Source organism: Mycobacterium sp. (assembly GCF_035697385.1).
Lineage (GTDB): Bacteria > Actinomycetota > Actinomycetes > Mycobacteriales > Mycobacteriaceae > Mycobacterium.
The window spans coordinates 1-8,571 of the sequence record NZ_DASSCY010000184.1; the positions used below are offsets into that span (position 1 = coordinate 1).

General features: G+C 65.3%; 11 protein-coding genes. 1 reads left to right on the forward strand and 10 read right to left on the reverse strand.

Annotated elements, in window-relative coordinates; translation table 11 throughout:
• Positions 1-351 (reverse strand): DUF3375 family protein (locus tag VFH65_RS14935; RefSeq protein WP_353322465.1); only part of this gene is annotated, 351 nt, incomplete at its 3' end.
• A 130-nt stretch (positions 352-481) separates the two neighbouring features.
• Between VFH65_RS14935 and VFH65_RS32070 the strand changes: the two genes are divergently transcribed.
• Positions 482-1,105: a wax ester/triacylglycerol synthase domain-containing protein gene (locus VFH65_RS32070; protein ID WP_414688425.1), complete on the forward strand. Its 624-nt coding sequence runs from the start codon at positions 482-484 to the stop codon at positions 1,103-1,105.
• On the opposite strand, the gene VFH65_RS14945 is transcribed toward VFH65_RS32070, so the two are convergent.
• The 9 genes from VFH65_RS14945 to VFH65_RS14985 all read right to left on the reverse strand — a co-directional run.
• Positions 1,051-1,671: an antibiotic biosynthesis monooxygenase family protein gene (locus tag VFH65_RS14945; protein ID WP_353322466.1), complete on the reverse strand. Its 621-nt coding sequence runs from the start codon at positions 1,669-1,671 to the stop codon at positions 1,051-1,053. The genes VFH65_RS32070 and VFH65_RS14945 overlap by 55 nt on opposite strands.
• A 219-nt stretch (positions 1,672-1,890) precedes the next feature.
• Positions 1,891-2,334 carry a GNAT family N-acetyltransferase gene (locus VFH65_RS14950; RefSeq protein ID WP_353322467.1) on the reverse strand — a complete coding sequence of 148 codons (444 nt, stop codon included), beginning with the start codon at positions 2,332-2,334 and terminating at the stop codon, positions 1,891-1,893.
• Between the two features lie 74 nt (positions 2,335-2,408).
• Positions 2,409-2,696, reverse strand: coding sequence for a DUF1778 domain-containing protein (locus VFH65_RS14955; RefSeq protein ID WP_353322468.1), 288 nt, complete (start codon positions 2,694-2,696; stop codon positions 2,409-2,411).
• A gap of 70 nt (positions 2,697-2,766) precedes the next feature.
• Complete coding sequence (locus VFH65_RS14960) at positions 2,767-4,044, reverse strand: amino acid ABC transporter substrate-binding protein (protein ID WP_353322469.1); 1,278 nt, start codon at positions 4,042-4,044, stop codon at positions 2,767-2,769.
• A gap of 24 nt (positions 4,045-4,068) precedes the next feature.
• Positions 4,069-4,806, reverse strand: a complete 738-nt coding sequence (locus tag VFH65_RS14965; protein ID WP_353322470.1) for an ABC transporter ATP-binding protein — start codon at positions 4,804-4,806, stop codon at positions 4,069-4,071.
• Positions 4,799-5,515: an ABC transporter ATP-binding protein gene (locus tag VFH65_RS14970; protein ID WP_353322471.1), complete on the reverse strand. Its 717-nt coding sequence runs from the start codon at positions 5,513-5,515 to the stop codon at positions 4,799-4,801. Before VFH65_RS14970 ends, VFH65_RS14965 begins: the two co-directional genes overlap by 8 nt.
• Positions 5,512-6,537, reverse strand: coding sequence for a branched-chain amino acid ABC transporter permease (locus VFH65_RS14975; protein ID WP_353322472.1), 1,026 nt, complete (start codon positions 6,535-6,537; stop codon positions 5,512-5,514). Before VFH65_RS14975 ends, VFH65_RS14970 begins: the two co-directional genes overlap by 4 nt.
• Positions 6,534-7,409, reverse strand: a complete 876-nt coding sequence (locus VFH65_RS14980; protein WP_353322473.1) for a branched-chain amino acid ABC transporter permease — start codon at positions 7,407-7,409, stop codon at positions 6,534-6,536. Before VFH65_RS14980 ends, VFH65_RS14975 begins: the two co-directional genes overlap by 4 nt.
• 536 nt (positions 7,410-7,945) lie before the next feature.
• On the reverse strand, positions 7,946-8,571 hold a 626-nt coding region (locus tag VFH65_RS14985; RefSeq protein ID WP_353322474.1), incomplete at its 5' end, for a DUF3375 family protein.

An 8,571-nucleotide genomic window follows, 5' to 3' on the forward strand; every position in this document is an offset into this window, starting at 1 on the left:
GTCCTGGCGGCGCATGCCTCGCAGGAAGTCCAGCGCGCGCCGGGCGTCCTGGGTGAGGTAGCAGACGTTCTGGTCGTGGCGTTCGTCGACGATGCGATGCAGCCAGCCCTGGGCGGCCCAGGACTTAATGAGCGCGAGGCCGGACTGCGCGTCGTCGAGGTCGTCGAGGTCGCGTTCGAGCCGCACGACGAGCTCGGTCTCGGGCACAGCGCCGTCACTGAGGTGGCGCTCCATAAGCGTCGCGTAGAGGCTGACGTTGGTGGCGGCGAGCAGGCGGATCGCACGGGACCCTTGCAGGTCGCGGTTGAACTCGAGCAGCTCGGCCGCCGACAGCCCGGCGTTGTCGTCCACCTGCGTTCCTCTATTCAGTGCGTTCGTCCGGAGGCCCCAACATAGGGCACGGCGACGACATCTCCTGGGCGGGGAGGGGTCGTGTCGGTGGGGAAATTCATCGCCCTCGGCGTTTGCCGACGTCAGCGGAATGTTCGCGCTCCCAAGGGTTTGCGCAGTGTCGCCGACGTCTGGTACCAGTGTGAACGCTGTTGCTGATGGTGCCGCAGCGGAGCGTTCGACAGCGGTGGGAGTTTCGCCCACGTTGGCGAGACCTCGCCAACAGGCACTTCTGGTTTTGCCCGCGTACGGAGCGACAACGCCGCCTTCGCGACACGCAGGCCAGGGATTGTCGCTCGGTACGCGGGCAATCTTCACCGCGTCAGCGCGGGAACGCGCGTGGGTCCGACGTGCGGCCGCGCGGAACTTGTTGCAGTTCGACCTAATTGGGGTTAGATGCCACCTCATTGCGCCTAGCATCGACTACGACGCGAGTTTCCTCTCCTCGACGGTGCTTGGTGGCTACACCTTTGAACATCTTCGCGACGAGCTGGCCCTGAGGATCGCCGCCATCCCCGAGTTCCGAGCAAAGCTGGCCGACAGCCAGTTCAATCTGGACTATCTGGTGTGGGTTGAGGACGACGAGTTCGACCTGGGTCGTCATCTGCTTCGCATCGGCCTGACTTCACCGCAGCAGTCGGGGAACTCCGGCTCCCGCGGTCAGACCATCTCGGGTACACGCAGGTGTGCGACTGCCAACTCGAAGTCGCACTGATCGAGTACCTCTGCGTTTGCTTCCTGGCTGCCCGTGGCTCTGATCCTGTCCAACTGGTCCTTGTTCCGCTCAATCGCTTCGGCGTTGTCGAAGGTCGCTGCGGCCACGCCACGACCGGACGCTCGGTCGACGAGAAGGCTGGCACTGCAGAATCCTTCCAGTTCCTCGAGGGCGGGCAGGATAGTCGTCTTGTAGAAATCGATCCCTCCATCGATTTGATCCGGGTCGACCTTGACCCAAGTGGTGCGGACACAGGCACCCTCACCCGCGCGGTGCTCGCGGTGCATGGCAGCTATCTCCCATTCCTCGACCTGCCTGCTACCACCCAAAAGCTCGGCGGCCCGGTCACGAATCGGCCGAACTGACTCCTCGCTTGCGCGCATCGCCTCCTCGGACTCCCAGGAGCTGGTAACAATGCAGCGGCCGGACGTTCGGTCGACCAACAATGACAAGCCGACGCACCCGTCGATTCCCTCGAGCGCGGGCATCACGCTGTCGCGCGTATGCGCGATACCGGCGTCAATGGACGAGGGCTGGCCCTGGATGGTGGTGCTTCGTGCGTACATGATCTGCCTCCGTTGTATGTGGGGCAGCGTCTCGACGGCGCCGCCGGACCACTTCATCGTCCTCCCGCGGGCAGGACATGGCAATGGGTGGCGGGCGTCATCCTGATCGCATTTCTGATTCGCTGAAACTCGCTGCGCGCCCGAACAATACGTGGTTCACAAGCAAGCACAACTAATGAGTTCTGCGGCCAGGTGGTGGTGACGTCGACGAAGATCTGCTCATCCATCAGCGGACGAATCGAGGCTGGCGCGAACGTCTTTCATACGACAGTAAAGCCGGAGCGGATTCTCGGGTGTTCGGACGAAACCGTACCGCTGGTAAAAAGCGGCCGCGTCTTCGTCGGCAGCATCAACCACGATGAGACGTGCGGCAGCGACCTCCCCGGCAGCGACTGCCTTCCGCAGTGCTTCGGCGAGAAGCGTTGCGCCAACGCCTCTTCCCTGCTGTGACTGGTCAACTGCCAGGCGGGCCAGCAGCACCATGCCGACCGGATACGCTGGCATGCCGCGAACGAGTTTTACAGGAGCGTCGGCTCGGAGCACCGAGCCCATGGTCAGGCTGAAGTAGCCGACAACACGACCCCTTTGTGTTGCCACGAACGTCCGCGCAGAGTCCATGCGTTGGGCTGCGAGCGCGTGGCGGCGAAGCCATTCGTCGAGCACCTCGTTTCCCGAGTCGAACGCGCTGACGTCGTGGTGGGCATCGAGCCGCTCGAGCAGGACACGCGAGGCGCGGCTCACGCCTCGCGGAGCTTCGGGTTGTTCTTGAACAGGTCGACCAGCTCCGGCACTGGCTTGGCTGGCTTATCGAGTTCGGCGATGAATCGGTCGAATGCTTGGTTCGATAGCACCAAGTCGTGATGGTGCTTCACCACCCCTTTCGCCCGCGACGTAACGGTGTCAAGCACGAACGCCGTCACCGTGGTTTCCTCGAGGTCTGCGGCCTGACGGATCAGCGCGTCCTGCTCTGGGGTAACGCGAACCTCCAGGCGATGACGCCGGGGTTTGGTTGCACCATCGCTCATAAGTTGAGCATAGCATCTGTCCGGACATTGTCCGGACAGAACTGGCCCGCAGTCGCGACGGCGCCTGCGCTCAGCCCAGCGGGGCGAGCGGGTAGATGATCTGCGCCTGCGCCGAGTCCGGCGGCGCGATCGCCTTGACCTGCCCGCCCTGGATCTGGACCAGCATCGGGTTGAGCGCGGTGTTGTTGTGGAAGTGGTCGCCCTCGGCTGCGAACTTGATCGGTCCGTAGAAGGTTGTCATGTCGGTGCCGGCGATCAATTCGTTCAGCTTGCCGCGGGCTTCCTCGGACAGCGACGGCGGCTCACCCAGCTTCTCGACCGCGGCCTGCAGTACCTGCCCCGCGGCACTGCACCCGGCGGCGGTGTAGTCCGGCGGCGAGCCGTTCTTATCCTCGAATGCCTTCGCGTAGTCGGCCGCCGAGCCGAACAGGTCGTCCTTGAAAGTCGCGGTCGGCAACCAAACCGAGATCCCCATCACGCCGTCGGCTTGGCGGCCGAGCGCCTGCGCGAACGAGGCATCTGTGATCCCGTAGTGCTCGATGATCGCCTTCGGCGTGTAGCCGGTCGCGGCCATCGCCTTCACGAAGTCAACCAGCAGGACGTCGTGGCCGCCGACCGCCACGATGTCGGGCCGCTGCGCCGCGACCACCTGGGCGACCGGCGCCAGGTCGGCATTCGGCGGGAACAGCGAGAAGTGCACTACTTCGAGCTTCGCGGCCTCAGCACCTGCGCGGAAGCCCTCGGCGGTGTCGTCGGAGAACGGCTCGTTGGCGCCGACGACCGCCACCCTGACCGGCTTGGGATTCGCGGTGTCCACGATCGACTGGATCGAGCGGGCCGCTGTGGTGTCGACGGCAGGAATGACGCCGAAGGTGAACGCGGGCTGCTTCTGCCAGACGCCGGGCGACTCCGCCGAGCCGGCGATGCACGGCACTTTGTACTTGGCGCAGATCGGGTCCATCGCGAGCTGCACGCCGCTGGTGTAAGCGCCGAAGATCGCGTTCACGCCTTCCTCGGTGACCAGCCGGGACGTCGCGTCGGCGCCGGTGGCAGGGTCGCTCTTACAGTCCTGCACGGCCAACTCGACGTTGTACTTCTTGTCGCCGATCGACAGCCCGCCCTTGCTGTTCACCGTGTCGGCCCAGAGCTGGTATCCGCGCTGGGCGATCTGTCCACCGGTCGCGGATGCGCCGGACAGCTCGAGCACGGCGCCGACCTTGAACGTGTCGGTCGCCCCCTCGCCCGTGTCGCCGCCGCACGCGGAGAGCAGGCTCGGGCCGGCAACCACGCCGCCCACCACGAGGCCGGCCCGGCTGAGAAAGAGTCGACGATTGATGTTGTTGGACATGATCTTTCCTCTCGAGTGCATCGGTCAACGGCCACCTAGATAGACGTGCATGAGCTCGCGGTCGTCCTTTACGTCGTCGGGTGTGCCTTCGAATCGGTTCCGGCCACCCACCAGGACGTACATCCGGTCGGCCACCCGCAATGCCTCGCGGATGTTCTGCTCGATCATGATTACGCCGACGCCGCGCTTGGCGAGCTCGGCGGCGCGTACCAGGACGTCGCCGACCAGCTTGGGGGACAGGCCGGCGGACGGTTCGTCGAACAGCAGGAACCGTGGGTTCAAGACGAGCGCGCGGGCGATCGACAGGATCATCTGTTCGCCGCCGGACAGTTGGCCGGCCTGCACGGCATACCGCTCGCGTAGCCGCGGGAACTCCTCCAGCAGTTCTTCGATCCGCCGGTCCAGCTGCTCCCGGGAGCGCATCGTGTAGCCGCCGATACGCAGGTTGTCGCGCACCGAGAGTTGGGGGAACACGCCGCCGCCCTGCGGCATCATCGCGAGTCCGCGGCCGAGGGTGCGATGTGACGGCAGATGGGTGACATCGTCGTCGTCGATCGTGACGCTGCCCGCCCACGGGTCGATCACGCCCACCATCGCCTTCAGCAGGGTGCTTTTCCCGCAGCCGTTGGGCCCGAAGATGCAGGTGACCTCGCCGGTGCGAGCAGTCATCGACACCTGGTGCAGGATCTGCACGCTGCCGTACCCGGCGTCGAGGTCGTCGACCGTGACGACGCTGTCCTTGGCGGCCTGATGTTCACTCACTTGTCGGCACCCCCAGATACGCCTCCATGACGTGGGGATCGTGTGAAATCTCCTCAAAGCTGCCCTGCGCCACGATCTTTCCGGCATCCATCACGATGATCCGGTCGCAGATGTCCTGCGCGAGCTCCATGTCGTGCTCGATCACCAGGAACGTCGTCCCCGCGTCACGCAGGGTGCGGATGGCGTCGAGCATGATCTGACGCAGGCGCGGGTGAACCCCGGCGGCGACCTCGTCCAGCAGCGCGACCTTCGGGTTCTGCATCAGCACTCGACCCATCTCGAGCAGCCGTTGCTGCCCGCCGGACAAGGTGCTCGCGAGGTCGTCGGCGACGTGAGTGAGCTCCAGCCGCTCCAGCACGGCGTCCGCGTCGGCGCGGGCATTGTTCCAGTCGAACTGCACCGCGGCAGTCCAAAGGTTCTCCCGCACGGTCATATTCACGAACAGCGCTGGGATCTGGAAGGTGCGCCCAAGGCCGGCGCGGGCTATCCGGTAGGCAGCGAGCCCGGTGATGTCTCGATCGAACAGCTTGATGGTGCCGGCGTCGGGCTTCAGGGCGCCGGTGAGCAGATTGAAGAGTGTGCTCTTGCCGCTGCCGTTCGGCCCGATGATGCCGACGATCTCCGCCTGCGCGACCTCGAACGTGACACCGGCGACCGCGTGGATGCCGCCGAAGGAGCGGGCGAGCTCGTCAACCGCCAGCACCGTCATCGTTTGGCCTCCTCGGTCTCGCTGTCCGTTCGCCGAGGCGCGACGTCGTCGCGGGTGCGGCCAAGTAGCTGGCGTACCAACCGCATTCGTCGTGCGCGCCGGGCGAGGCTGACGATCCCGTCGGGCAGAAACAGCACGACCGCCATCACCAGCGCGCCGACGATGATGATGTATGCGGTCGTCTCGCCGTAGCTGACCCGAAGCTGCTCCTGCAGGAGGTACAACGCGGTCGCGCCGAGCGCCGGACCCCACGCGTGCCCGAGCCCGCCGACGAGCACCATCACCACTAGCTGGTCGGTGATGATGGTGTTCAGCACGCTGGCCGGGTTGATGAACGTGATCCAGTACGCGTTGATGCCACCCAGCACGGCGGGGATGATCGCGCTCAGCACGAAGGCCTCGATCTTGACCAGCGTGGTGTTGATGCCCTGCGCGCGGGCGGCGGCCTCGTTGTCGCGTGCCGCCTTCACCCGGAAACCGAACCGGGACCGTTCCAGCAGCAGATAGCACACGGCGAATGCGATCGCCGAGGCGCCGAGCATCGTGTAGTAGAAGAAGTTGTCGTCGAGGCGGATCGGCGTCGTGAGTCCGCCGGAGCCACCGGTGAACTCGACGACTGTGGTGAGCTCGCGCACCGCCTCGGCCAGCGCCCAGGTCGCGATGGCGAAGTATGCGCCCCTCAGCCGCAGCGCCGGCCAGCCGACCAGCGCCGCAACCGCGCCTGCGACCACGGCTGCGACCGGAAGGGTCGCCCAGAAGTTCCAGGCGTAGTCGGGCTGCATCAGGATCGCCGTGGTGTACGCGCCGATGCCGAAGAAAGCGACATGGCCGAAGCTGATATAGCCGGCGTACCCGCAGATCACGTTCCAGGACAGCGCAAGTCCGGCCCACAACGCGACGCCGGTGGCGACCCGGATGTAGTACGGCGTCGTCATCATCGGCAGCAGACACAGCACCGCGACGACGAGGACGAGCACACCGAGATTGAGGTACGGGTTGCCCCCGGAGGCGGGCCTACTCATGCCAGACCTCGCCGCGAAATGCCTTGCGGGAACAGCAGTAACGCGACGAACAGCACCGCGAAGACCACCATCAGTGTGTAATCGGCGCCCACGTACGTCGTGACCACCGACTGCAGCACGCCGAGGAACAGTCCGGCGGCCAGTACCCCGACCACCGAGCCGAGCCCGGCCAGCACCACGACGAAAAACGCGAACAGTGTGTAGCGCAGGCCGACCTCCGGAGTCATCGCGTAGATGGCGCCCAGCAGCGCGCCGGCCACCGCGGTGAGCCCGGTGTAGATGGCGTACACCAGGCTGCTGATCCGCTTCACGTCGACGCCCATCAGCCCGGCGTTCTCCTTGCTCTGTGCGGTGGCCCGGATCGCGAGACCTGTGCGGGTGTAGAACAGGAACGCCAGGAACAGGCCGGTGGCGACCACTGCGAAGGCGAAGCCGGCCACCCGGATCATGGGTGCGGTGATGCCGAGCAGCTCGACGTTGCCGGAGATGAGGTCGGTGTGCACGGTGCGGGGCGTGTAGCCGAACACGGTGAGCAGGCCGCCGCGGATCAGCGTGGCGAGCCCGAAGGTGAACGCCAGCCCCATCAGTGCTGGCAGTGCGTATTTGCTTGTCCGGACCCGATAGATCAGCGGCGCGATGAGCCAGCCGACGGCGCCGAAGACGATGAACACGACCGGGAGCAGTAGAAACGCGTCGACCCCCAGCGCGTCGCTGGCCACGATCGCGGCGAACGCGCCGAGAACCACCCACATCCCGACCGCGAGGTCGACGACGTCGAGAACGCCGAACGACAACGAGAAGCCGATGCTGATGGCGACGTACAGACCACCGATCAGAATCCCACCGACGAGCGCTTGCACCAGTTCGGTCACGGCGTCCTCTCGGCAGAGCGGTCAGACTGCTCGGAGCGTGTCCGGGCCGTGAGTCTTTCAACCATAAAACAATCGTTTTGAGCTTGGATGACTTTCGAGGTAGCGAAGTCAACTCGGCGCGGTCACGGTTCCGCATCCGCTGACGCGGAATGGCCGCCCAGGACCAGGATCATTTGCTGGCAACTTTGTTGAAAACGCATGTTGAATAACGACATTCACTAGCGGGTGTCAAGGATGAAGGCGGCGGGGAGACCGCTGTCGCGACTCGACGAGCTTGCTCAGAGCACCGACTACTCGAAGTTCGCCGACCCGACTCTGCTCACGGGGATACCGATCGTGGGCCCGGCGCTGTTGAGTTCTGAGTGCCGAAGATTTCTTGGCGTCCTGCTTGCGCAAGGCAACTGCCAGCGTGCCCTCATAGCAGCGCTCGACCAGCGCGTTGTAGATGGTCTATCGGCACCCGATGATTCGGCGCGCACCCTCAGTCAGCTGGACGGATGGGCGGCCTGGGGAGAAGTCGATATCGGCTTCGGTCGTCATACAGAGGCTCCAGCCACAGTGGTGATGGGTTCGGTGAATGCCAAACGGGGGACGGCGATTTCGCGGTCGCGGCCGTCGAGGGAGCGGAATCGGACGGTGGTCGATTCGGTGTCTTGGGGGTTGGGCTGTGTCAGAGCCCAGGACCAGAGCACGATGACGTGGCCGAGGTAGGCGGTGTCGAGCATGGCGACGGCGTCGGGCAGCGACACGGGCCCGTCGCGCAGGGCGTGGTTGAGCATGTCGGACATGGCGGGGGCGTCGACCTGGGTGGTGAGCGCGGCGAAGCTGGTCAGGTCGACCTCGGTGCCGCCGGGTTTGGCGGGCTTGGGGTTGGACAGGTCGCCGATCTTAAAGCTCAGTGCGCCAACGGAACTGATGGCGTGGCGGGCCAGTGGGACGTCGATGTCCAGGCGCGAGTCGGTGAACGAGGACTTGAGAAGCGCGCGGGCGGCGCCGATGGCTTCGTTGAGTTGGCGGGCCACGCCGCGGCTTTGTTCCATGGTGCCGAAGGCGGTGAAGCGTTTGACGCGCTGGGCGCAGCGCTGCTGGATGCGTTCGACTTCGTCGATCTGGTGGCCGACGAGTTCGAAGAAGCCGGCCATGACCTTGCGTAGGGCGGGGT

Bases quoted from the DNA above. Each gene is read 5' to 3' on its own strand.
- VFH65_RS32070 (WP_414688425.1), top strand. From the start codon at position 482: ATGTTCGCGCTCCCAAGGGTTTGCGCAGTGTCGCCGACGTCTGGTACC.
- VFH65_RS14945 (WP_353322466.1), bottom strand. From the start codon at position 1,671: ATGTACGCACGAAGCACCACCATCCAGGGCCAGCCCTCGTCCATTGAC.
- VFH65_RS14955 (WP_353322468.1), bottom strand. From the start codon at position 2,696: ATGAGCGATGGTGCAACCAAACCCCGGCGTCATCGCCTGGAGGTTCGC.
- VFH65_RS14960 (WP_353322469.1), bottom strand. From the start codon at position 4,044: ATGTCCAACAACATCAATCGTCGACTCTTTCTCAGCCGGGCCGGCCTC.
- VFH65_RS14970 (WP_353322471.1), bottom strand. From the start codon at position 5,515: ATGACGGTGCTGGCGGTTGACGAGCTCGCCCGCTCCTTCGGCGGCATC.
- VFH65_RS14975 (WP_353322472.1), bottom strand. From the start codon at position 6,537: ATGAGTAGGCCCGCCTCCGGGGGCAACCCGTACCTCAATCTCGGTGTG.